Consider the following 21,346-nt stretch of genomic DNA (forward strand, 5'->3'; position numbering starts at 1 on the left):
TCAATCAGGGGAGCAACTCCGACCCGCAGGCCGGAGCCGTGAGTGGTCGATGCGTCAGTCGATAGCGCGGAGAATGTTGGCGGATTCCACGTGCTGCGCGGCGAACTCGCGCAACTGGTGATAGCGCTCGATGATCGAATCATCGAAGGTCTTTTCCGCGAGATGGCAGAGGGCGTACAGCGTGACGGTAATGCCGAAGGCTTCCGCGCCCATCATGTCGCTGTAGCCGTTCATGTGCCAGCGGACGTGCACACGATTCAGGTTCGACGGCGCCATAAAGAAGCCGTCATTGGACAGCGTAAAGAAGTTCCAGTAGCCGCCCTCATAGCTGCGGTCCAGACGCGCGGCCCAGTCGTACACCAGCGACTCACCTTCCATATAGTGGCGGCCCAGGTAGCGAGGCAGAACGTTCAGGCGCAGTTCTTCGGGAACGACAGCAGACGAGATGCGGGCTTGTGTATCAGTGGTCATCGGAAAATCTCCCGGTTCCGTGTCCCAGCCGGATTGCTTGGACAACGATTCAATTATAGGACGAAACGACCTACATCACAAGGATAAAACGCAAATAAATGCCTAATGATCGCTTGCTTTATGGGACTTATAGTCCTACAATGGTTGTGTTGTCCAGGCAATCCGGCTGGGACACAGAACCGGAGGAAACTCTGATGCAGACTGTCACTGAACAGAAGGTTGAACGCACAACGATTGAATATGTGGCCTATTCGCGGCTGATCCTCTCGCCCCTGAACGTGCGCAAGAAAGCGCCGACCGGCATCGAGGCGCTGGCGGCGACGCTCGCAGAGAAAGGCATCCTGCAAAACCTGGTGGGACACGAGATGAAGGGCCGCAGCAAACAGCCAAAGCTCGGTGTGTGCGCCGGTCAGCGACGGCTTGCCGCGCTCGATCTGCTGTTTTCGCAGGGCCGCATTACGAAGGACTACCAGGTGCCGGTGCTGATCGTCAGCGAAGGCGAAGCGGTGGCGGCTTCGCTGATCGAAAACCGCGAGCGCGAGGACATGTGCCTCGCCGACGAGGCGCTGGCGTTCCGGCTGCTTGCGGAGGAGGGAAAAAGCACGGGGCACATTGCTTCGTTGTTCAAGGTGTCAGAAATGGTGGTGCGACGTGCCCTGAAAATCGCGAACCTCGCGCCTGCCCTGCTGGACCTGATGCGCGACGACGCCCTCGACTACGAGCAGGCAAAAGTGCTGGCCCTCGCCGACGATCACGCGACGCAGGAGCGCGTCTGGAACGACGCGCAGACACCGTGGCTGCGCCGCCCCGCCGAGTTGCGCGCGGCGATCACGCAGACCGAACTCGACGCGCGCGACAATGCGCTCGCAAAATTCGTCGGGCTGGACGCCTATGAGGCCGCTGGCGGTTATGTGAGGCGGGATCTGTTCAGCGACGACCAGAACGCCGGATACATCGTGGACCCGGACCTGCTGCACCGCCTTGCGACTGCCCGCCTGATCGAGCTATCCCAGGCCGTATGCCATGAGGGCTGGCTTTTTGTAGAGACCCGCACGCGTGGCGACGTGATGGAAATGATGCGCTATGGCCGTCTGGCATCGACCACGCGCACGCCGACGAAACAGGAAAAGACCGAGCTTGCGGCACTGGTCGCCGCGCGGGACGCGGCACAGGCTGAACTCGACGCGTATTACGACGAGGACGGCGAGGAAGACGAAGCCCGGTATGAACGTCTGGACGCAGCGGTGACCGCAGCGGCCCACGCGGTGGACCAGTACGGCGAGCGCTTCGAATCGTTCGATGCGGACGACATGAAACGGGCGGGCGCGTTCGTCTACCTTGACGAGGACGGCCAGGTGAATATCGAGCGCGGGCTGATCCGGCGCGACGATGCGCCGCCTGCGCCGGGCGATGGCGCGCGTGTTGCCAACGCGACCGGAGGCCGGGGCCAGCCTCCGAAGGACAAGCCGCTGCACGGCGAGAAGCTGTGCAGACGGCTCACCGCGCACCGCACCGCCGCCGTGCAGGCGGAACTCATCAGGCAGCCGAACGCGGCGCTGGCCGTGCTGATGGTCCGCCTGATCCCGGTTGTGTTCGATGAAGTCTACGAGCGGCAGTATGCCGATCACGCGATCCGGATCGACGTGCACACGTCGCGCGACGCGCTGGTGTCGAACGCCGACGACATGGCCGCGAGCATCGCGTGGAAAGCGCTCGAAGGCGAGCGCGCGAAATGGGCGCGGATGCTGCCGAAGCGTACCGACCAGTTGCTCGCCTGGCTGCTGGAACAGGACGCGGACGTGACGTCCAACCTGTTTGCGTTCTGCGTGGCGGCGACGCTCGACGGCATCAGCGGGGCCGACCGCGCGCATCCGATCAACGAACTGACGAACGTGCTGAATGTCGATCTGGCGACTTACTGGCAGCCCACGCAGTCGAGCTACTTCGAGCACGTGTCGAAGGCGCGCATCGAGGACGTGGTGCGCGAAGCGGTGTCACCGGAGGCCGCAGCGGAGCTACGCGGCATGAAGAAGGACGCGGCAGTGGCAGCGGCCGAGCTTCGCCTGTCGGAGTCGGGCTGGTTGCCGGAAGTGCTGCGCAACCGGGAGGTGCCGGAGCACCGCATCCATAGTTACGACGAGGAGGAGGACGAAGGTGGCGGCGACGCTGGCGATGATGCCGATGCCGACGTGACGGGCGACGCGACGGAGGACGAAGCCGAGCCCATCTGAGCAGCCGGTCAGGTGAGGTGACGCGAAGCCGTCGGAGCGAAAGCCCTGGCGGCTTTTTGTGACGGCTGAAAAAAAGAAGCCTGGCCGGAACAGCCGGGCTCCGTGAACAACACACGCCGGACAGATCCAGAGATCAGCCAGCTAACCGTGTTATCGGCACGCCGCGTGAAAGCCTGAAGGCTTTCTGCTGCAAGCTCAATCCGGACTTGGAGGGAGCGCTTACGCACATTCGCGCGCGCCGCGCGCCCGGATCGAGGCCCCTGGGGACCCACGCCTGCGGCGTGGGGTGCGGGCCGCCCCGGCGCAGCGCGACGGGGCGATGCGGCTCAGCGGCTGGAGTGCTTTGTGGGTGGCGGCGGATATTTTCTCTTGAACTCTTCGATCTCTTGCGGGCTCAGGACCGGGCGGTCGTACTGCTGCGCGTAGAGTTTGTTGATCTGGATGCGCGGGAGGGTGGGATTTTCGGCGCGCAACTGTTCAGCGCTTTTGAAACCAGGCGGCTCGGAGCGGTCGGGAGCGACCGGAGGCTCTGGACGCTTCGCCGCGGCGGAGCGGGGTTGCGGGGCAGCAGGGGGACTGGATACCGGGGCGTGCTTCTGGAGATATTTTCCGACGCTGGACAGGGTGGTGGTGAGGCCGTTGATGCGAAGGAATTCAGCGATCTGGGCCAGGGTGCAGCCCGCCGCGCGCAGCTTGAGAATATCAGGATGGAATGCGCGCAGGGCGGACGTACGCAGGCCCGGTTTTATGCTGTTCAGGTAGTCATCGGCGTTCACGGGATGGTCACTTGTCGGCATGTCGGGGCTCGCATAACCTTAGCGGGCTTTCGCGTTTGCTTCAACCATTTTCGTGTATGGGCGGAATGCATTTTCTGGCCAGCGGAACTGTTTCGCACAACTTCGCGTCATTTCGAAGACGAGGGGCGTATACTGATGGTGGGGCGAGGCACGTCGGATATGTTTACGTAGCGCTACGCGCTTCGTAAAATATCTCGTGCCAAAGGGGCGAGGCCCCTTTGCAACCCCGACGCGGGCCACTGCACCGCGTCGATCGCGCCGACGAATCTGTCGGCCACATTCAGCACTGCCTGGTATGCAATACGAATAGGAGGAGCTTCGTATGATTCCGACCAGCGAGTGGGTGATTCAACTTGTGATGGCGCCTCGCGTGTACGAGTACAACAGGCGCTCTCGGTATTTACCGTGGGCGGGTTATACGCATCCGATGACGGGCGATCAGGCGATGCGCGCGTTGTGCGAATGCGAAGCGCATTGGCCAGCCTACGAATTCCGCGCCCATCCAATCGACGGCGACATGACGCGATTCGATCTGCCAGGGCAGTCTGCAGACTGGACGCATCCCGTGGGGCTCTGATCATGCCACGCAAAAAGAGCAACGAGGGGGAAGGGCTCGGCAAACCGATTGCGTTTCGCCTGTCGGATGCGGATCGCGCGGTCTATCTTGAGAAGGTGAACCGGAGCGGGCTGACGCTGTCGGAATTTTTCCGGCAGGCGGTGCTGACGAACCGAACGCAGGTGATCGCACGACCGGTGGCCAGTGCGGACCGTAAGCGCCTGCTCTATATCTTCAACAAGACGAGCAACAATCTGAACCAGATCGCGCATCGCGCGAACTCGGAACACCTGAGCGGTGATCTGTCGGAAGCGACCTATGAGCAACTGCTCACGCAACTGCAGATGATCTCGCGGTATCTGAAAAGTACGCTTGAGAAAGTGGACTGACCGGATACGAATACAGGTACGGAAACAAGTGGACATGGACATCGATCGCATAGGTCAACCAACAGTTGTCACGCCGACGACGCCACTGTGCGTCGAGCGACATGACGAGGCCATGCGACCGTCACCCATCATGCATGAACACTGCTGCTTCGCATTTCGCGATCTTCGTTCTGATATGCGCAACAGCGAAGGTGAGCGATGCTGATTCGGGTTCGCGGCTATCACGACGGCATCAAGGCGTACCTGGAGGACGGCCAGAAGCAGGACCGTGAGTTCGAGCGCGACGAGATGGATGAGCGCGTCATCCTTGCGGGGGATCTGGCGCTAACAAACGACATCATCCAGTCGATGGATACGACAGCCGAGCGCTATATCAACGTGACGCTGTCGTTCAAGGAAGACGATGTGTCGCTCGAGGTACTCGCAGACATCATGCGGGAGTTCGAGGCGTTTGCCTTTGCTGCATACCGGCCCGACGAGTACAACTTCTATGCGGAAGCGCATGTTCCGCGGCTGAAGAGCTACGCCGACCGGCGCAGTGGCGAGCTGGTCGAGCGCAAGGTACATCTGCACGTGGTGATCCCTGAAGTGAACCTGCTGACCGAGCATCGGCTGGAGCCGTTCGGCAAGGTCGACCGGCATCACCGGTTCCTCGAAGCATTCCAGGAACATATCAACGCGAAATACGGACTGGCGAGTCCGAAAGATAACCGCCGTGTGCAGTTCACTGATGCGTCGGAAATGATCAGCCGGTACAAGGGCGATGTGTTTGAACCGATGAACCGCGAGATGAAGGCCGCGATTCTCGAGGCACTGATGTCGCGTGACATCACCCGTTATGAAGATTTCCGGGCGATGCTCACCGAATTCGGCGCAACCCGCACCCGCAACGCAGGTCGTGAAGGCGAGTACGAAAACGTCAAGCCGCCCGGCGCGGCAAAGGGCGTGAACCTGAAGGAGTTTGTGTTCTCGCGCGACTTCATCGAACTCGATGCCGACGGCAAGCGTGATGCGCTCGACCGGAACATCCACGCCGAGTACGTCGAGCCAGGCGTGCCGCGTGCGACGCCACAGCACTATCTCGATGCGCTGTATGAGTGGACCGACACCCGCGCGCGGGAGATCAAGTATCTCAATAGCGGTAGCAGCTTCTACAAGGTGTATCAGGCCGCGTCGCCGACTGAGCAGCGACGCATTCTCGAGCATCGCGAACAGCGGTTCTATGACGCAGCAGGAGGAGTTGATGAGCGGACAGGACGAAGCAGTGGTGGACCAGGAGACTGGCGAAATTGGGAGCGGCGGTGGCAGCACGGGAGGGACCCGCAGTGGCGCGGACCACCGCTCGCGGAACACGAACGTCGGGACCCTTGGCGAAAGTGGAGACGGGGAGCGGATCACGACCTTGACGCTCGTCTCGATCGACCCGGCCCGTCGTCCCGATCCCCACACGGTGTGCGAGGTGTGCCCGGCGGCAGTGTGGATGGCGACGCCGCGAGACGTCAAATGCTTCTGCCGGCTGATGCACTACTGGAGCTGGGAAACCACCAAGCCGACCGAATTGACCAACTGCGATGGACTGGCGATCGCGAGCGAGCGGGAAGAGACCAGCTAGCTACAGGCAATCCGTCGCTGCTCGACGTGATCGCGGCGCGCATGTATAGCGCGTGGGATGCCGCGGACGATGCCGGCCGGGCACAGCTGGCGGCAACGGCCGCCGACAAGTTCATGAATGCCGGCGGACCGTTCGATGCTCGCGGACAACCAGGCGAGCCATTCGGGATGAACCCCGCCTTCGGCGGCGGACAGATGCCGAAGGATTTCGGCCGACATGATTCCATCCGCCATCTGGCGGATGTCCCGTCACTGGATGCGATCGGGTCGCTTCCCTTTGATCCGGCAGCGCGCGAGGTCAATAAGACAGCCGCCACCTTCAACTCACGTGCAAGACCATCGACCGGCCGGGAAGCCGACACCGTCCGTGACCAGTTTGCGCGGGATCTCGTGGAGTCGCGCAGTACCCGAAGCGAGCGCACCGGGTTTGCGGAGATCCGGGCGACACTTGATGCGAGCCGGCTGCTCGCCGCACTGGCGCATTCGCACGGCCTGATTGTCGACAAGTACAGCATCTGCAAAGGCGCCGACGGCGGTGACCGTATCCGCGCCGGCGCACGCAACCTGAACGTGTCCGACTTCCTGACCAAAGAGATGAATCTCTCCTGGACGGAGGCCGCGCAACTGCTACGCGACACGTATCGTGCGCAGACTGGACTCAGCCCCGGGCATGCGCCGCGTCATACACCCGAGCGTGACCTGTGGGGTGAATTCCAGCAGTGGCGTGCCGCGTATCGCGACGGGTTACGCCGCGCGTGGGATCAGCAGACCCAGCATGAGAAAGACCGGCGCGGTGTGATCAAGGCAGTCTTCCACAAGGCCCGCAGCACCTTGACGGACCGCAGGGATCTGTCTGCACTCGAGCGGCGAGATCAACTATCAGCCGCACGCGTGACGCGCCTTGAGTCCGAGGCTGCGCTGCGCGATCGTATCGCAAAGGAACGTGACGCGCTCAAAGGCGCAGGGCGGCAACCAGTCACCGACCAGTACCGGGATTTTCTGCAGGAACGCGCGCAGGCCGGTGACACACGGGCGCTACGTGAACTGCGACGCATGCAGCAGGTCCGCCAGATGCTCCGGCGTGCGGACGACGAAAACATTTTGACCTTCAATGGACCCTTGCCCGGTCCAGGGCCTCACGCTGACCACAACGAACTGATTTACCGCGGGCCGTCAATCACGTACGAGGTGCGATCGACCGGTGAGATTGACTACCACAAGGATGGCGCGGCGTTCCTCGTCGACGAGGGGCGCACGTTGCGGTTATGGGATAGCGAACGCGAAGCCATCGAGATCGCGCTGCGTTTCGCGCAGCAGAAGTTCGGCGCCACGCTATCGCTCTCCGGTCCCGAGGCTTTCCAGGCGGCAGCGGCACGGGTGGCCGCTGACACGCGCATGCGTATCGTGTTTGAACAGCCGGAGCTGGAGCACATCCGCCAGATCCGGCTTGCCGAGCTCGATGCCGAAGCACACGAACGCCGGACGGCACAGCGCGAGCGCGACGCATGGGAGCGAGACGAACTGCGCAATGCCGTTCGGGAAACGCAACTACCCGTCAGTCGCGATTCGCCCACCCCAAGTGGGGACACCCAGCTGCCCAACGATCCCGATGTGTCCGATCCCGGTTCCGGCAGCGGTCCCAGTACCGGTCAGGACAGCGGGCCCGCTAGCGGACCCGAGGTCGAACAATGAATCATCCACCCGAGAGGAATCGAATGCCCCGGCTTGCAACCGCCAACCGCGAACGTGCTGTGACTGTTGTTGAAGAGATCATTTTCAGCGGCACGCCGTCGCAGGTCGTGAATCTGCCTGCGTATCTCAAAGGCGTCGTCGGCGCGATCATCGTATTCGCGGCCTATCTGTACGCGGCAACCCGATGGCCCGTGCCGTGGTATGCGCCCCTGATCGCGTTGGTGGTCATCGCGGCGAGTGTCGTGCTGGCATACCTCCGAACAGCCTGCACGGAAATCATCATTGACACCGCGCGAATTACCTGTCGCCGGGGCATTTTCAGTCGCCGGGTCGAGAGCCTCGAGCTCTTCCGCATTCAGGATGTGACCTCGCTGCATCCGTGGTGGCAGCGGCCGTTCGGGATTGGCACCGTGATCGCGCTGACCAGCGACTCGAACAATCCGCACTGGCGATTACCAGGGATGCGTGATGCGGAGCAGCTGCGAGACAGCCTGAATCGCGCGGCGATCGCACTGCGCGAGGCGAAAGGCATTCGCGAAGTCAACATGGGGCGGATCTAGTTTGATGACATCCGGGTTATCGTCACAGCACTCAGATGACCTATCGCTGGAGCGGGAATGCTACCGACACTGGAGCACAATGAAGGTCCGGGAAAGAAGCCGCGCGTGCTCGTTCTTGAGATCAGCGATCGCAACAAAGCGGATCGTGGCGTGATCGCCCGATTACTCGTCGAGCGCGAAACGCGATATGAGCGCTACGCGGACGGGCAGCTGGATACGGCGCACATTGAGCTTTCATACCGCATGATCGGCGTACCCGTCGGGCCGGCGAGCGGGCAGGGTGAGTTCAGGGGCTGCTATTTTGCCGTGCATAATCGCGTTTCCGTGACAGCATCTGGCGTGTGGGAACACGGATTCGTGACACTCGATCTGCCGGGACTGAAGGGACAGCGGATCGGCACGTATCTCATGAATGAGATCGTCTGCTGGGCACGTCAGTGGCCTGACGCGGATGTGAACAACATCGAGCTGCTGGCAGGCCAGGCATACGGCAAGAACACTGCCCGACGCAACCGATTCTATGAACAGTTCGGTTTTGCTTTTGATTACGCGGATCCCGAACATCGGGCGGGGATGTCGCGCGCAATCAGGGTGCGCGATCTCAGCGCGGTCGAGAACTGGAAGGACAATATCGCAGAGCGGCGCGTGTTCGATTTCCTGATGAATCAGGGTGACGCTGAGCGGGTTGCACATGCGGATGTGGCGCGGCTAACCCGTTCCCTGCATGACCTGATCGCCGAGCGCAAACGCGCGGAACGCCACCCACTCTGGTGGGCTGTGCGCGAGGTCTATTCCCGGCATGGCAGCTGGATCCTTGCTGCAGCATCGAGCGTCAGTGTTGCCGCGCTTCTTCATTTCGCACGTTAGAAGCACTGCTGGTTCCCGCTCGGGGATCCCATCAAGGATGACGGCGTCTATGAGAAGGGCGACGGGACGACGGGCGGCACATCAGTTGAAACTATCCACCCATGCGCGCGCCCATCTGAGCCCGGCCAGCTCTGCCTCGTCTTCCGTGCCGAACTCGCCGAGTACACCCGACGCTTCAACGACCTTGTTGTCCAGCGTGATCGTGCCGCTGGCAGCGTAGCGTTCGCGCTGTGAACTTTCCTTCTGCTGCAGGATGGCATGTCCCCAGAGCGTGTAGCCCTTGTGTTTTTCGCTTCGCATCAGCGTTCGACCTCAGCACGCGCGTGACGTCCATCGACGCGAAGCACATTGCCCTCAGGTGTCATCTGGCGCGGAATTGCTTCATACCGCGGCTCATGAGCGCGGTGCTCGACGGCCGTAACGGATGCTTTCGGGCCTGGCGCTGCCGCGACGACCCGGTGACGCAACCCGTGGTGCGCAATGCGGACATCCGCGCGTCGATGCTTCGGCGTCTTGTAGATGGATTGTCGCGACTGCATTGCACTGCGCGCTTCGGGTGGATTCCATACTTCAACGTAGCGCGCGCCGGCAAACGCGGGCGATCCCATTGCCAGAAAGAACAGGCCGTACCTGATTGTCTTCGTCATCCGCCTGTTCTCCTGGAGAGGTGCGATGTGACATGCCGGTTTCGAATACTGAGCGACACAGTCTGACGCCAATATGCTCGCGTCACGCTGTCGATCGATGAGTATCAGAGGCGCGGATACTACCTGCGCGAGCAGTATATTTTCGCATGTGAATGCACGTCTGCATTTGCCGGCACGATAGAATTATTTCGCTAGAATGACTCCAGTGACACTTGCATTGATACACGAAATGAGTTCAAAGCGACGCGGGACCAGTGCTTCCGGATCCCGGAAGCACCTCACGAAGGCAATGTTATTGCCGATGGCAGAGGCGTCTGTGCGCGAACAGTCACTGTCTTCTCATCTTGCTCTCGTCGCCTGCAGGGATGGTCACGGGAACCGGCATCTGTTTAACGAACTGATGCGGACCGTATACGTGGCGTGGTTTCTTCAGCAGGAAGGTTACGGGAAGGAACCCGTCAGGAGCTTCAAGACAGCGGAATATGCTGTGGAGGCTGCGCTGGAACTGGCGCACGTGTCGGATGAATGGGTGCTCGCGGAGGATACGATTTCTGTTTTTGAGCGCCTCCTGGCGCTACACGATTCGCAACTCGCGAGCGCACCGCTCCACAAGGTCATTCACGCGGAGCGACGTCTCAGGCAGTTTCTTGCAGGAACCGCGAGTTCGCCTGTTCCTGAGAACGACCCGGCAGATATGTCGTAGCACACCCTGTCAGTCCCGGTGGTGCTGAATACCCAGATGCACTGCGGAGCGTGGCGATCACGTTGCGTTGAAAAGATCGAGCTGGCGAGGATCGACGGTTGCCTGAGCTACTGTGGGTTGCGTTGCAATTGGCGTCGACGCGCTCGGCCTTGTTTCGATCCGGAAGAACTCAGGACTAACGCCTGCGTTTTTCGCGGCGAGCAGCCAGTCGGGCATGTCGCCGACCCCGTTCCACTTGTGTCCTCGTGCATCGCGATATAGCGGCGGGTGAGCCTCATCGTGCTCGATCGAAGCGGCCAATGCTTCGATCGAGATACCAAATTCTTCCAGACGGCGGATCCAGATGATCAGGCGATCCCTTGCTTCACCGTCGGCGATTTTAATTCCTTTCATGAGATCAGTTGCGGAGTGTGATGGCCCAAAGTATATCCGCACCGACCGAGGTCGTTCCGCTGCCCTGCATCGTGCCGTGAATTCTCGACGCCTGAACGTACGCCACATATGGGTTCGATTTCTACTCGATGTGGATGGATCAGTGTCCGCCAAGCGACATCGACTTTAGATAAGAAGAGTTATCTCTGGAGCAATCATGAAAGTCAGCATTTCCGGGATAACGGCCCCCCGCTCAAACTACAGCAGGACCCGGTTCACGACGTCGGCTTGCGGGAAGATTCCGGACGCCAGTTGGCGAATCTGTTCCCTGATGGATTCGGAGTCGACGCCGGCGTGATTGGCTGCCTGCATCGTGGCCTTGCCTGCGTCGAGCACGTCAATCCCGGTGATTTCATAGCCGTAGCCCTGCGAAATCCAGCGCAATGCCGCAAGACCTGCGGTCATGGCAAATGTCGGCTGCTTCTGCGCAAAGTCCCTCGCGGCACGCGTCAGCGTCCGGGGATCGGTCGGACTGGCATTAGCCAGCTCGATGGCGAGGTCGAACAGGCCGGCGTCCTTGGCCGCCGCGAAACACTTGCCGGGCTCACCAGGTGATGCGGCAATCAGGTCGCGCAGAATGGTCTCCGGCGGGATGTGCGGGTACTTCTTTGCGATGGCCCGGAATGTTGCCAGGTAGGTGGTGCCCTGGTTAGCTTCGCGCGCATAGCGCCGGTACGCCTCGTCAGCAAGACCCGACGACAGCAGAATTGCTTCACAGGACAGCGCGATCTGACCATCCGGGCTGTTGAGACCTCGCGTTGCTTCAGCATAGGCGAGCGCTTCAGCCTTCTTGCCCATTGCAACCAGTGCCTTGACGCCCCAGCACCGGTAATGCCACAACTTGAAGGGAGCCCGGTCCACCAGTGCGATTAGTTCTGCATACCGTTCTGCCCTGTACAGCGATGCCAGACAGATCGGTGTTCCCGCAAAATATCCGCCGGGGCCGTCGGACCAGACGTGCTCAACCAGGTCAATAAACCTGTCGGCCCACGCGTTGGCGATCCCGGCCGTCACGCAAAGTTTGTCCCATTCGTGCGACAGGCTCTCGATATAGGGAACGCCCTGATCCTGAATTGCCTCCCATAGCCGCTCGAGCCAGCGTTGACGCATGTCGGCATCGACCTTTGCACCCGCTATGATCGGCACGAGTACCTCGATTGCCCGGTTCACGGCGGAGCCGAGGGCGCCGGACGAACTGTCGACGTGTTCCAGCGCAGGCGAAACCTTCGCCAGGAACTTCACGGCGCCGTCGGCCGCGAGCACCGCATCGCTACGCGCGATCTGCCTGATCTCCGCGAGCGCTTCCTTGATGCGCTGGATCGGTACGTCCGAGCGCCAGCCGAAAGCGTGACGGCGAAAGCGTTGGGCGAATTGCCATTTGTACGCGGCTGGCTTCATAGTGGATCGTCCGTCTGGGATCGCAGATCCTGCAGGGGACGCAGGGCGAGAATCATCTGATCGAGCACAAGCTGCCAGTCTTCCAGCTCCTCGAGGATGCAATCGGCCTGTTCCACCAGCGTGAGATCGTCAGTCGGGACCGACAGGCTCGCGCCATTGATGACGGTATGTGCCATGCCGTGCAGGTGCAAAAGATCGTCACGCAGCCCATGGGGTCCACAGCGAGCTCGAATTGTGTCGAAGAGGTCCACGGCTTGCTGGATAATGGTCGTATCGTAACGCTGCTGCAGCGGTTGCAATGCATCGGCATCGACGACGCCATAGGGGGGCTCGATATCAGGCATGGTGTTTGGGTCTCCGCAGGGAACGGGCCGGACCGGCGAACAGGCTCTCGTGTATCCAGCCCTCGACGTGTCCGAAGTCCAGTTCATACTTTCCAAAGCGTTTCAGGTTGCTGGTGAGATAGGGGCTCAGGAATCCGATGTCGTCGGGATTGACCGCAATGCCTTCCTTCACCATCGCGCGCAGCGCCTGCATCATGTCCACCGTGTTCTGCAGGATTGCGGCCGAAGCCATCAGGTCGTTGTAACGCAGGCGTTTCTGCTGCTCGTCCGGATCGTTGACCGGCAGCACGTCTCCGCCGAACGAGAACCACTTCGCAAAGCCATTGTAGGATTCGACCTTGTTGGTCGTGGCCGTGATTTCCTGCCGGAGCTCATTGCTGCCGAGCCACTCGAGCAGGAATACAGTGCGGACCACCTTGCCCAGTTCTTCTGCTGCCTGAGACAAGCGATTCCTCGGATTGACGGCGCCGAACCGGCGCAGCAGCAGGGGCGATGAAATTGCACCGGACTGAATCGACAACGCGAGTTGCATCAGGTCCTGCCAGTGCCGCTCGATGAGATCCCAGTCAACCGTTTCCTCGAACAGTCCATCGATGTGCTCATGTCGGGTCGTGTCATCCACGCGGCACAACCTGAGGTCCTGCCAGTTTCGGATCCGCGGCATCAGGTTGATTCCCAGCAGGTAGGTGAAGGCGAACACCGCAGCCGACTGTCCCTGGGTATCGGCGTGCACCGTATCAGCCTGGACGCTCAGGCCGGCCTTGAGCAGGCCTTCGATGACGTAGATTGCCTCCCAGATGCCGGGCGGAATGAAATGCCGGAAGACCGCAATGTAGTTGTCCGCCACGTGCCGGTAGGCGACCGCGCCCATCTTGCGGTAGCGATGGTGGTAGCCGGCCAGCAGGTTGTTGTCGTAGAAATCGTACTGGGTGCCGTCCGCGGCCACCGTCTTGCCATCGCCCCAGTGTTTGGGCAGATCCAGGCGCAGGTAGAGCTCGATCAGTTCGCGCTGCGCGGTCTCCAGCCGCTCGAGGCTCAGGTGCCGACGATTGACGAACGACATCATGTGCGGCGTGATCGTGTCGCCCATGTGGCGGGCTGCCTGGGTGGGGCCCAGATTGCAACCCATTGCGAAGATGGTGAGCAGGTACCGCTCGGCTGCATTGCGGATCTTGGGGTCGTTGCCGCTGAGCGGGCCAAAATGCCGGCTGAAATGCGTCCAGTGCTCGATATTCGCCAGCACGTCCAGCAGGTTGCGCACCGGCATGCGTTTGACCATCGCCTTTTGCAGCGCTACCGCGCTTTCCGGAACGATGGTGGCTGTAGTGCGCCGTACAACAAACTCGCCCGCCTTGTTGATGGTCACATGCTCGGACTTCTCGGGAAATCGCTCGTCCAGTCGGCGGGCCACATCCGAGAGCCATTCGCGCAACCGGGTCACGAAGCCCGCACCGCTGTCCGGCATGCCGAGCTTCTCGCAGTAAGCCGGTAGACGTTTTTCGCATTCGTTCCACGGCAGCAGGTAATCGCGGTAATCAGCGAAGGAATCCGAGCCGGATACACACAGGTCTCCGCTGCGCAGTTCCTTCGCCATGCAGGACAGCACGCATAGCTCCAGATAGCGCCGGTTTGTCGGCGCGCCCTTCTCACGCGGGCGGCAAACCAGCTTGCGCCTGCGATCAGAGGTGAAGCTGAGGTCGATGTCGACATCGAGCCATTCCCGATGCCGCGACTCGTTCTCAAAAACGACCTCCAGTGCGCGCAGCAAGGTCTGCGATTGCGTGCTCGAACCCCACGCCATGGCGTGCGCCAGACGTAGCAGTACTGACCGATGCGCCTTGAAATGTCGCCACAGTAGCGGCAAATGATTCTTGCCGCTGTAGGCCCGTACCTCGGCACAGCTTTCGCGCAACGGCTCCAGGTTGCCAGACGGCGCCAGATGCTCGCGAACCCGCGCACCAAGTTCGGCATCGTCCTGATGGTCGTCGACAATGTTGACGACGCTGTCGAGCAGATCGACAAGGTTTTCCATCTGTTCGCGCTGGCGAGTATGGATTTGCTCGAGCTCTTCCCGGGCCCGCTTGTGGATCGCGCCCATACGCCGGATGAACATCTCGGCCAGGTCATCGCGGGCACGCACGCGCATTTGATGGAGCAGTGCGACGATGAGGGTATATCGCCGCTCCGTCAAGGTCTCCTTCAGATTCGCGGCATCCAGGCTCATCGCCTGCGTCGAGAGGGAACGCAGCTTTGTGGCGGGAACGCCCTCGAGCACGTGGGCGTAGTCGCCAAAACCATCGAGCCAGGCGAGGTGTTCGACCAGCAGGGAGATGTGCTTGCGCGACGGCCGTAACGCGTACCGCTTGATGGTGTTGTAGGCGGTCTGGCGCTGGTTGAATTCCCGCTTGAGCAGCCGGTCCAGCTGGATCCTGTCATCGTCGGCCAGTCGACGCGAGACGCGCCGGAACAGTGCCGTTTGAGTTCGCGCATGAACCTGTTCCACAATCAAATCCAGCGTCGAGAACGCTGGCAGTTCGACCTGCTGCTGGAGCAGGCAGTCGATGGTGGCATTGATGATGTCCACTGGCTGGTCCATCACCTCGGCAGCCGCGTGCGCTGCACGCACCGCGATTTCATTGGCATCAGTGCCGTAATAGGACTGGATGCCGAGAAACTCCCGGATCGCTGCGTAGTGACGAAACAACGCAGGGGACCTGGCCCGGTCGTAGCCAAGTTCAACATCTGCACCGATGTCCGCGCTCGTCCGGATGTGCTCGATGACGGCGGCGGGAACGACATCAACGAAGGGAAAGTAGTGCATCTGCTGAAAAACCTTCAGCAGGACCAGCAGCCCCAATCTCGAAGACTGGCCACGCGCGTTGCGGCGCACCCACTCCAGCTCTTCAACGTCCGGCGTATAGCAGGCTTGCAACTCCGCAGCCGAAAAGATCTTGGGGAGGCGCGGATAAGCGGTACGTTCAACGGTGGCCATGCCGGATTGCAGGTCTCGAATGGGGCGGTCAGTGTAGCGCAAAAAATCCGGCAAAACCGTCGCACTTTCGCGAATCTGTGCAACCAACTGGCCGCTATAATTTGCGGATTAAGAACGCAGCGAAGGGGGCAGAAAAATGGGCAAAGGCAGTCAGCAAAAAAAATCGTCGCGTGCCCGCAAGCTGGGTGTGCGTGACCTGGCGGCATTGCGACGGGGAGCGGTTCAGTCGGGGATCCCTGACGCTATCGTTCTCGATCGTAATGACCTGCCGCCGGAACAGAAAATCTCCTGGCCCCTCGCCCAGATGCTTCAGGAGGAGGTATCCGATGATCCAACACTGGAGGAATATCAGAGCGCACTGACGGCGATTGTGGCGGCATGGAATATCAGCCTCCTGCCCGAGGACGAGCGTGGCGAAGCGCTACGTGATCAGATCAGATTCGACAAAAGTGTTCCGCCTGAAATACGACGTGAGGTCACACAGGGCATCGAACGCCTGATTGGTGAAAAACTGGCCCGTTTTCCTGATGACCGCCGTCGTATCGTCTCGTCGGAGGCGAGGCTCGAAGGCGACATACTCCGGGTCGTAGCGGCGTCGGCCGACGGTCCCCGGCACGACACGCTGGAGGATGTCATGCGGGGTTTGCTGCGAACGATGACCGGGTGAGAGGTCGCGCGTTCAGACCGGTCGGGTAAGGATGCGACCATCCCGCGCTGGCTGAGAAGCTACGTCAGGCCACCCCGTACCGGATGCGGTATACCCATGCAACCAACGCGATCGTCAGGGACATCGAACTGAGCGCCGTCCGAGACAATCTGCGTCACGCATCAGTCTCGACCACGTCCATCTCCTTGCATACCGACGACACTGGACGTCAAACGGGCGCGGCGGTTTGGGAGGCATTCACGGCCTGAGTTCTTTATGCTGTCATTGCATAAAGAACCGTTATTTCATAACCACGAGGCTTATGATAGCAATTTGACCGGATCTTGGTCAGATCCCGAGAAGGCGTTTCGACGGCGCAAACGGACGGTCGGCAAGAGCTGGAGGATGGACGAGAGTGTGTCACGAACACGAGCGAAAGCTAGTGATGCTGTACTGAAGATGGGAGTTGGCCTCCCGAAGTCGGCCTGCAGGGGCAGGCTTCAAACCGCCCGGTGCTGCTGCGTTCAAAAGGCGTGGTGGTGAGCGACCGTGGAAAAGTCATCCATAAGGATGGCAGGTAGGTGTTGAGAAGATGAGCGAAAGCGAACCGTTCGATGACGCGTCGTTAATTCATAAAGCGCTGTCAAAACTGGAGTCATTTCGTCGCTCCAGGATCAGTCAGGACGAGACCTGTTTACGGACCTGACGGCAGTCGGCGTAGAGGCGGCATGAGCTCAACACAGGCTTTGGTATGGAACGTGAGAACCTTACTCCGGATGGAAAGGGAAATGACAAATGGCAGACACCATGAGGAAGAATACCGATGCCGGAGTGAGGGGCGGAGCTGCCCGTAGTAGTGTTGAAGCCTTTGTAATGAGGGTGGAGCGAAGGGGCAGCGTTATCCTGTTGACGAAGGTCACCAACCTGCATGGCGGGGATGAGTGACATGACCTCAACAAAACCGTATGACATTGCGAAGCGCACGGTCTGGGAAGCGTATCAGCTGGTGAGGGCCAACCGGGGTGCAGCAGGCGTGGACGATGAAACGATCGCCATGTTCGAGCAGAACCTGTCGGGCAATCTGTACAAGCTGTGGAACCGGATGTCGTCGGGGTCGTATTTCCCGCCGCCGGTGAAGCAGGTGGTTCTGTTGCAGTAAGGGTGTCGGGACGAGAAATGTCGATGATAAGTATTGCTTATGACACAAGGGGGTAAAACTGCTGGGAAGCAGGCGACGGGTCTTTGCCCGCACATTTCATCTGTCCTTTCCTGATCATGTGCATTACCTCGATGCCGCCGAGAATGACCCTCGCACGGTGGAAGTTCTTGAATCCCAGCATCGGCCGGGTCCGGCGTTTGATAGCCCGATGGTCCTGTTCGACAATGAGGTTCCCTCGGTTTTTCGCCTTCCAGAGGCCTTTGGTTATGCAGCCGCGTCCTTGGTCTGCTGAGCCTTCATCCAGTCTTGCAGGAACTGAACCGGTGATACGAGGTCGAGCGACGAATGACGACGACTGCGGTTATAAAACACTTCAATGTATTCGAACAGGTCCGCCATCGCTTCCTGATGGGTGCGGTATCGCGTAGCATGCACCCGTTCGTTCTTCAGGCTGTTGAAGAAGCTCTCCGTCGGGGCATTGACGCTCCTATGTCAAGGGACACGCGTTGACTCGGCCAGATCCGCGAGGATGAGCGGGTACAGCTCCCTCACGATATAGCGCTTGAGGCAGCGATGAATTTCCTTGTTCGACATGCCTTCTTTGGTCCGACGCTCGACATAAGCACGGGTCCGAGGGTCGCTTCTCATCCGCACCATAGCAATGGTCCACAAGGCATTGTTTGCAGACCGGTCGCCGCCCCTGTTCAAGCGATGCCGGACCGTTTTGCCAGACGATGCCTGCAACGGGCTCGTACCGCACAGCGCGGCCAGCGCAGCCTCGCTTTTCAGGCGTTCGGGATTGTCGCCCGCGACGGCGACGAGCACTGCAGCGGTCTGTGGGCCCACACCGAATCTCTCACGAAGCCGGCTGGCGTGCTGGCTGGTCAGGCGATCAAGCATGGCATCGAGCGTGTTGAGCTCCTCTGCCAGCGCCAGCCAGCGCTTGGCCAGCAAGCGCAACGTGGTCGTCAACGTTTGCAACATGGGCGTGTTGCCCAACGAGCGCAGGCGGGCGCAGCTCGCAACGCATTCTGCTGTCTTCGTTTTCAGAAGGCGCTCGCGAATTTCCTGTGGCGCGCTGACCAGCAAAGCCCGCAACTGATTGATGGCCTGCGTCTTCGCTTTTACAGCGCTGCGTCTGGCAACGGAGACGGCGCGCATTGCTTCGGCAGCGCCGGACTGCTCCTTGGGAATAGCAGTTGCTTTTCCGGAAAGAACCGCGCGGGCTGCATTTTCTGCATCGGTGGGATCGGACTTCCCTCGAGACCGACGTGTCGCCCGGTCGGGGCGATTGACTTCAAGTACTTCAATCTCATGATCGCGCAGCACGCGCGCCAAACCCGCTCCATAGGTGCCGGTCCCTTCTACGCCGGCGCGGAGCAGATGACCGAACGAATTCGCCCAGGTCACCAGGTTGAGATATCCTGCCGTGTCGGTCGATACCGACAGTGTTCCAAGGAGTTTCCCCGTCTCGCTAATCACAGCCCCGACATGCGCATCCAGATGCGTGTCGACGCCCAGAATCACTTCGTTGTTTTGTTCCATGCGTGTTTTCGTCGTAGTGGGCGCATCGCCAACCTCACTCGCAGGACAGGACACTCACGGTGCAGAACAAAGCTCCTATCAGGTCACAGACGGTGAGCCCGGCAACGCTCGGGGAACGCCGGAATCCGATCGACAGGTCAACGCCAAGGCAGCTTCGCCAATCCCAGCACGGGTCAGATCGGTCCGACGTTCAGAGGCGATCTTAGACTGAGTGTCCCAACAATTTCCCTTGCGGCTCATCGAGCAGCGCATGCCATATTGCGCCAGCTTGCGCTGGAAGTCGTCGCTGGCATATTGGGCGGATTCAACCGGTCGTCGCAACACCTTTGATCAAGGAGGTGTTTATGGGACGACCAGCGGGTTGGATGCATAAGTTGACAGGGCGAGGATCGATGCGCTCGCCAGGTGCGCCGTCGCATCGGCGCGAGGTCGAGCGGCGATTCTGGGAGCAAATCGCAACAGGCATTACAAGTGAGAAGGCTGCAGAGGCGGTTGGCGTGTCGCAGGCAGTGGGCAGTCGCTGGTTCCGTCATAATGGTGGTATGCCACTTTCCATGTCGAGCCCGATATCCGGGAGGTACTTGTCGTTCGCGGAGCGAGAAGAGATTGGGCTACTTTCGTTCCAGAGTGTCGGGGTACGAGAGATTGCTCGCCGTATCGGACGCAGCCCATCGACGGTCTCCCGGGAATTGACACGTAACGCTGCAACTCGTAGCGGCCGGCTTGAGTATCGGGCTTCGGTTGCGCAGTGGAAGGCCGAACTGGTTGCCAAAAGACCCAAGCCTTCGAAGCTCGTGACTAACCCAAGGTTGCGCCACTACGTGCAAGACCGTCTGGAGGGCAAGGTTCGCGACGCTAATGGCCGTGACATTTCTGGACCTCGGCAAGCGCTGTCACGGATCGGCGTAATGAGGCCATTCCGAGATCGGCGTAATCGAGCCACTTGATGATCGGCGCAATCGGGCCACTCGATGATCGGCGTATTGGAGCCACCTCAGGATCGGCGTAATCGAGCCACGCTTGAGGCTCGTTGTCACGCCGGGCCGTAGCCCGAAACGCATTTCGAATTTCCGTAACCCGGTACCTTCGGCGTCTTTGCCCGGAGGGCCGATGAGTAACAGGAGGTTCGAAGTGTTTGAGTATCGACAGGTTCTGGCGCGCATGCGTCAGGGCGATTCCGACCGTGACATTGCGGGCGCTCACCTGATGGGGCGCGGCAAGCTGAAGACCGTACGGCAGGTCGCGCTCGCTCACGGCTGGCTTGATCCCGGCCGGCCCTTGCCGGATGACGCTGAGTTGGCCGGCATTTTTGGGCGCGACCCCAAGGTGCCTACCAGCCGCATCTCCACGCTCGAGCCATTTCGCGATCTGGTACGAGGCTGGTTCGACGCCGACGTGCAGGGCACGACGATTCACAACGCGCTCAAACGCAACCATGGCTACGCGGGCAGCTATTCGGCGGTACGCCGTATGCTGCTGAACCTGAAGGCCGAGCGCGGCGTCAGGGCGACGACGATCCTTGAGTTTGCCCCGGCCGATGCTGTGCAGGTCGACTTCGGCGCTGGCCCGGTGCTCACACACGAGTCTGGCATCCCGCTCAAGACGTGGATCTTCGTGATGACGTTGGCCTGGTCGCGGCATCAGTACGCCGAGATCGTGCTGGACCAGACGGTCGAGACCTGGCTGGCTTGCCACCGGCGTGCCTTCGAATGGCTGGGCGGATGTCCACGCCGCGTGATCATCGACAACGCGAAGTGCGCGATCGTCAAAGCCTGCATGTACAGCCCCGAGGTACAGCGCTCGTACGCTTCACTTGCTGAGGGATACGGGTTCCGGATTGACGCCTGTCCGCCGCACGACCCGCAAAAAAAAGGAATCGTAGGCGTGGTTCAAAACACGTGATTTTTGCGTTACAGGGACGAGCTTAAGCAGCCTGCGCGAAACGCAGGAATGGCAAGGATTCCGATGCATAATAGAGGCCGGTGACAACCCGGCCGATGTCAGATGCGCTGAGGCTGGAGGCGGCCGAGTCCGAGCAGCGTAAGCCAGTGATCGTGAGGCTTGCCGCTCATCAATTCCCTCGGGCTCTTTCCAGTGCGCTCAGGACATCGGCTACGGGCAAAGCGGCGATGATTGAAGACGAACTGCAGCAGACCAAGCCAGACCCGCCCGCCCTTCAGATGACGCCGGTTAGTCAGGCATACGCGCAGTCGCGAGTTGAGATTTTCGGGCGTGGTTCAAAATACGCGATTTTTGCGTTACATGGACGAGCTGATGCAGCCTGCGTGAAAGAGCAGAAATGGTGA

At 60.5% G+C, this 21,346-nt stretch carries 19 protein-coding genes and 5 pseudogenes; 13 read left to right on the plus strand and 11 right to left on the minus strand.

What is annotated here, in order from left to right:
• Positions 1–54 precede the first annotated feature (54 nt).
• Entirely contained in the window at positions 55–471 is a 417-nt protein-coding gene (locus EVC45_RS30110; RefSeq protein WP_129961826.1) for an antirestriction protein, read from the minus strand.
• Between the two features lie 194 nt (positions 472–665).
• Between EVC45_RS30110 and EVC45_RS30115 the strand changes: the two genes are divergently transcribed.
• Positions 666–2,702, plus strand: coding sequence for a ParB/RepB/Spo0J family partition protein (locus EVC45_RS30115; RefSeq protein WP_129961827.1), 2,037 nt, complete (start codon positions 666–668; stop codon positions 2,700–2,702).
• Positions 2,703–3,028: 326 nt separating this feature from the next.
• On the opposite strand, the gene EVC45_RS30120 is transcribed toward EVC45_RS30115, so the two are convergent.
• On the minus strand, positions 3,029–3,499 hold the full coding sequence (locus tag EVC45_RS30120) for a hypothetical protein (RefSeq protein WP_129961828.1): 471 nt from the start codon (positions 3,497–3,499) through the stop codon (positions 3,029–3,031).
• A 322-nt stretch (positions 3,500–3,821) separates the two neighbouring features.
• Here EVC45_RS30120 and EVC45_RS30125 point away from each other — a divergent pair, with 322 nt between their 5' ends.
• The 5 genes from EVC45_RS30125 to EVC45_RS30145 all read left to right on the plus strand — a co-directional run bounded on the left by EVC45_RS30125 (position 3,822) and on the right by EVC45_RS30145 (position 9,174).
• Positions 3,822–4,076 (plus strand): hypothetical protein, encoded by a 255-nt coding sequence (locus EVC45_RS30125; protein ID WP_129961829.1) that lies wholly within the window; start codon positions 3,822–3,824, stop codon positions 4,074–4,076.
• Positions 4,077–4,078: 2 nt separating this feature from the next.
• Positions 4,079–4,444: a plasmid mobilization relaxosome protein MobC gene (mobC, locus tag EVC45_RS30130; RefSeq protein ID WP_129961830.1), complete on the plus strand. Its 366-nt coding sequence runs from the start codon at positions 4,079–4,081 to the stop codon at positions 4,442–4,444.
• Positions 4,445–4,642: 198 nt separating this feature from the next.
• A complete protein-coding gene (locus EVC45_RS30135) occupies positions 4,643–7,747 on the plus strand; it encodes an LPD7 domain-containing protein (RefSeq protein WP_129961831.1) in 3,105 nt (1,034 codons plus the stop codon).
• Complete coding sequence (locus tag EVC45_RS30140; protein WP_248295312.1) at positions 7,744–8,307, plus strand: PH domain-containing protein; 564 nt, start codon at positions 7,744–7,746, stop codon at positions 8,305–8,307. The genes EVC45_RS30135 and EVC45_RS30140 overlap by 4 nt, the downstream gene beginning before the upstream one ends.
• A 57-nt stretch (positions 8,308–8,364) precedes the next feature.
• Complete coding sequence (locus EVC45_RS30145; RefSeq protein WP_129961832.1) at positions 8,365–9,174, plus strand: hypothetical protein; 810 nt, start codon at positions 8,365–8,367, stop codon at positions 9,172–9,174.
• Between the two features lie 81 nt (positions 9,175–9,255).
• Here EVC45_RS30145 and EVC45_RS30150 read toward each other — a convergent pair whose 3' ends face one another.
• Together EVC45_RS30150 and EVC45_RS30155 are read right to left on the minus strand one after the other, a co-directional pair.
• Complete coding sequence (locus tag EVC45_RS30150) at positions 9,256–9,474, minus strand: hypothetical protein (protein WP_087740127.1); 219 nt, start codon at positions 9,472–9,474, stop codon at positions 9,256–9,258.
• Positions 9,474–9,821 carry a hypothetical protein gene (locus tag EVC45_RS30155; RefSeq protein ID WP_248295313.1) on the minus strand — a complete coding sequence of 116 codons (348 nt, stop codon included), beginning with the start codon at positions 9,819–9,821 and terminating at the stop codon, positions 9,474–9,476. Before EVC45_RS30155 ends, EVC45_RS30150 begins: the two co-directional genes overlap by 1 nt.
• A 415-nt stretch (positions 9,822–10,236) precedes the next feature.
• Between EVC45_RS30155 and EVC45_RS30160 the strand changes: the two genes are divergently transcribed.
• On the plus strand, positions 10,237–10,524 hold the full coding sequence (locus tag EVC45_RS30160) for a hypothetical protein (protein WP_248295314.1): 288 nt from the start codon (positions 10,237–10,239) through the stop codon (positions 10,522–10,524).
• Between the two features lie 57 nt (positions 10,525–10,581).
• Here EVC45_RS30160 and EVC45_RS30165 read toward each other — a convergent pair whose 3' ends face one another.
• The 4 genes from EVC45_RS30165 to EVC45_RS30180 form a co-directional block, all read right to left on the minus strand.
• A complete protein-coding gene (locus tag EVC45_RS30165; RefSeq protein WP_248295315.1) occupies positions 10,582–10,959 on the minus strand; it encodes an H-NS histone family protein in 378 nt (125 codons plus the stop codon).
• Positions 10,960–11,154: 195 nt separating this feature from the next.
• On the minus strand, positions 11,155–12,354 hold the full coding sequence (locus tag EVC45_RS30170; protein ID WP_129961833.1) for a hypothetical protein: 1,200 nt from the start codon (positions 12,352–12,354) through the stop codon (positions 11,155–11,157).
• Positions 12,351–12,698, minus strand: a complete 348-nt coding sequence (gene tnpC / locus EVC45_RS30175) for a Tn3 family transposase post-transcriptional regulator TnpC (RefSeq protein ID WP_129961834.1) — start codon at positions 12,696–12,698, stop codon at positions 12,351–12,353. Before tnpC ends, EVC45_RS30170 begins: the two co-directional genes overlap by 4 nt.
• Positions 12,691–15,690 (minus strand): Tn3 family transposase, encoded by a 3,000-nt coding sequence (locus tag EVC45_RS30180; protein WP_129961835.1) that lies wholly within the window; start codon positions 15,688–15,690, stop codon positions 12,691–12,693. Before EVC45_RS30180 ends, tnpC begins: the two co-directional genes overlap by 8 nt.
• Positions 15,691–15,826: 136 nt before the next feature.
• Here EVC45_RS30180 and EVC45_RS45805 point away from each other — a divergent pair, with 136 nt between their 5' ends.
• The 3 genes and pseudogenes from EVC45_RS45805 (at position 15,827) to EVC45_RS30200 (ending at position 17,495) form a co-directional block, all read left to right on the plus strand.
• On the plus strand, positions 15,827–16,357 hold the full coding sequence (locus tag EVC45_RS45805) for a hypothetical protein (RefSeq protein WP_168991558.1): 531 nt from the start codon (positions 15,827–15,829) through the stop codon (positions 16,355–16,357).
• Positions 16,358–16,392: 35 nt separating this feature from the next.
• Positions 16,393–16,605: pseudogene (locus EVC45_RS47030) on the plus strand (integrase); the annotation flags it as partial.
• A 677-nt stretch (positions 16,606–17,282) separates the two neighbouring features.
• Complete coding sequence (locus EVC45_RS30200; RefSeq protein ID WP_211193497.1) at positions 17,283–17,495, plus strand: hypothetical protein; 213 nt, start codon at positions 17,283–17,285, stop codon at positions 17,493–17,495.
• A 37-nt stretch (positions 17,496–17,532) separates the two neighbouring features.
• Here the strand turns inward: EVC45_RS30200 and EVC45_RS30205 are convergent.
• The 3 genes and pseudogenes from EVC45_RS30205 to EVC45_RS30215 form a co-directional block, all read right to left on the minus strand.
• Positions 17,533–17,730: pseudogene (locus EVC45_RS30205) on the minus strand (DDE-type integrase/transposase/recombinase); the annotation flags it as partial.
• A gap of 29 nt (positions 17,731–17,759) precedes the next feature.
• Positions 17,760–17,975 (minus strand): annotated as a pseudogene (locus tag EVC45_RS30210) (IS3 family transposase); the annotation flags it as partial.
• Positions 17,976–17,987: 12 nt separating this feature from the next.
• A complete protein-coding gene (locus EVC45_RS30215) occupies positions 17,988–19,040 on the minus strand; it encodes an IS110 family transposase (RefSeq protein WP_018418657.1) in 1,053 nt (350 codons plus the stop codon).
• Between the two features lie 365 nt (positions 19,041–19,405).
• Between EVC45_RS30215 and EVC45_RS30225 the strand changes: the two are divergent.
• From EVC45_RS30225 to EVC45_RS30235, 3 genes and pseudogenes are all read left to right on the plus strand, one after another.
• A pseudogene (locus tag EVC45_RS30225) lies at positions 19,406–19,972 on the plus strand (transposase); the annotation flags it as partial.
• A gap of 199 nt (positions 19,973–20,171) precedes the next feature.
• Positions 20,172–20,921 (plus strand): annotated as a pseudogene (istA, locus tag EVC45_RS30230) (IS21 family transposase); the annotation flags it as partial.
• Positions 20,922–21,037: 116 nt separating this feature from the next.
• On the plus strand, positions 21,038–21,346 hold the full coding sequence (locus EVC45_RS30235) for a hypothetical protein (RefSeq protein ID WP_129961838.1): 309 nt from the start codon (positions 21,038–21,040) through the stop codon (positions 21,344–21,346).

It is taken from the genome of Paraburkholderia sp. UYCP14C (assembly GCF_004197395.1).
GTDB lineage: Bacteria > Pseudomonadota > Gammaproteobacteria > Burkholderiales > Burkholderiaceae > Paraburkholderia.

Bases quoted from the DNA above. Each gene is read 5' to 3' on its own strand.
- EVC45_RS30110 (WP_129961826.1), bottom strand. From the start codon at position 471: ATGACCACTGATACACAAGCCCGCATCTCGTCTGCTGTCGTTCCCGAA.
- EVC45_RS30115 (WP_129961827.1), top strand. From the start codon at position 666: ATGCAGACTGTCACTGAACAGAAGGTTGAACGCACAACGATTGAATAT.
- EVC45_RS30120 (WP_129961828.1), bottom strand. From the start codon at position 3,499: ATGCCGACAAGTGACCATCCCGTGAACGCCGATGACTACCTGAACAGC.
- EVC45_RS30125 (WP_129961829.1), top strand. From the start codon at position 3,822: ATGATTCCGACCAGCGAGTGGGTGATTCAACTTGTGATGGCGCCTCGC.
- mobC (WP_129961830.1), top strand. From the start codon at position 4,079: ATGCCACGCAAAAAGAGCAACGAGGGGGAAGGGCTCGGCAAACCGATT.
- EVC45_RS30135 (WP_129961831.1), top strand. From the start codon at position 4,643: ATGCTGATTCGGGTTCGCGGCTATCACGACGGCATCAAGGCGTACCTG.
- EVC45_RS30140 (WP_248295312.1), top strand. From the start codon at position 7,744: ATGAATCATCCACCCGAGAGGAATCGAATGCCCCGGCTTGCAACCGCC.
- EVC45_RS30145 (WP_129961832.1), top strand. From the start codon at position 8,365: ATGCTACCGACACTGGAGCACAATGAAGGTCCGGGAAAGAAGCCGCGC.
- EVC45_RS30150 (WP_087740127.1), bottom strand. From the start codon at position 9,474: ATGCGAAGCGAAAAACACAAGGGCTACACGCTCTGGGGACATGCCATC.
- EVC45_RS30155 (WP_248295313.1), bottom strand. From the start codon at position 9,821: ATGACGAAGACAATCAGGTACGGCCTGTTCTTTCTGGCAATGGGATCG.
- EVC45_RS30170 (WP_129961833.1), bottom strand. From the start codon at position 12,354: ATGAAGCCAGCCGCGTACAAATGGCAATTCGCCCAACGCTTTCGCCGT.
- tnpC (WP_129961834.1), bottom strand. From the start codon at position 12,698: ATGCCTGATATCGAGCCCCCCTATGGCGTCGTCGATGCCGATGCATTG.
- EVC45_RS30180 (WP_129961835.1), bottom strand. From the start codon at position 15,690: ATGGCCACCGTTGAACGTACCGCTTATCCGCGCCTCCCCAAGATCTTT.
- EVC45_RS45805 (WP_168991558.1), top strand. From the start codon at position 15,827: ATGGGCAAAGGCAGTCAGCAAAAAAAATCGTCGCGTGCCCGCAAGCTG.
- EVC45_RS30200 (WP_211193497.1), top strand. From the start codon at position 17,283: ATGACCTCAACAAAACCGTATGACATTGCGAAGCGCACGGTCTGGGAA.
- EVC45_RS30215 (WP_018418657.1), bottom strand. From the start codon at position 19,040: ATGGAACAAAACAACGAAGTGATTCTGGGCGTCGACACGCATCTGGAT.
- EVC45_RS30235 (WP_129961838.1), top strand. From the start codon at position 21,038: ATGTCAGATGCGCTGAGGCTGGAGGCGGCCGAGTCCGAGCAGCGTAAG.